This window comes from Vibrio sp. 970 (assembly GCF_033339075.1).
In genome coordinates this window covers 1-689 of record NZ_JAWOTW010000339.1, presented here as the reverse complement: position 1 = coordinate 689, position 689 = coordinate 1, and the positions used below count along the sequence as shown (strand labels likewise).

The window sequence follows — 689 nt, the reverse complement described above, 5'->3', positions numbered from 1 at the left end:
TTATTCGGCTTGGCCATTATCTTCTATCTCTGGCTTGACCCACACATTGCTGAAATCGAACCACCCCAACGCATTACATTTTGCGTTTTGAAGCGCTCCGCTGTGGTCTTTGTTTACACCAAGCCAGCAATGGAACATTGGAATAACCTGGCAGCTTTTCACTAACTGCCTTCCTAATTCGCGCGCCGGAAAGTCGGCGTGAATGCCTGCACGCCATTGATCGACTAATGTCGCCCATTCTGAAAAATCGTAACCCGCGCTGAATTTTTCGATGTCGCTGTAATCAAGTAGCCAGCCCGCTAAGGCATCGTTGCGATTGGTCGCAATACCCATTGCTTTTACCCAAACGTCGACTTCTTCTGGATTTGGCGGCTGCGTATCGTAGCGAATAAACTCGACATCGACACTGTGCGGTTTGAGCAAATGTTTAATTGCTTTGGCAATGACAGGAAACATCGGATGTTTTTTCTGATAAGCGACGGTAATCGATTTACCTTGTTGCGGGACTTCACCCACTGATGTCGGCCTTAAGTCAATCCACCCCGGTTTTAAACCAAATGCTTGCAGTACACCCAGTTCAATCACTTTATCTTGGGGAACGTGCGCGTAAATTTGATGACTATTTAGTGTTTGGCTTAAAAATTCGGCCCAACGTGGGTCTTTTGCGATGCCAGTGTTTTTGTTAAGCA

Annotated in this window: 1 pseudogene; it reads right to left on the bottom strand. The window is 46.6% G+C overall.

Annotated elements, in window-relative coordinates:
* Nucleotides 1-689, bottom strand: a pseudogene (locus tag R7Q11_RS26525) (SgrR family transcriptional regulator); the annotation flags it as partial.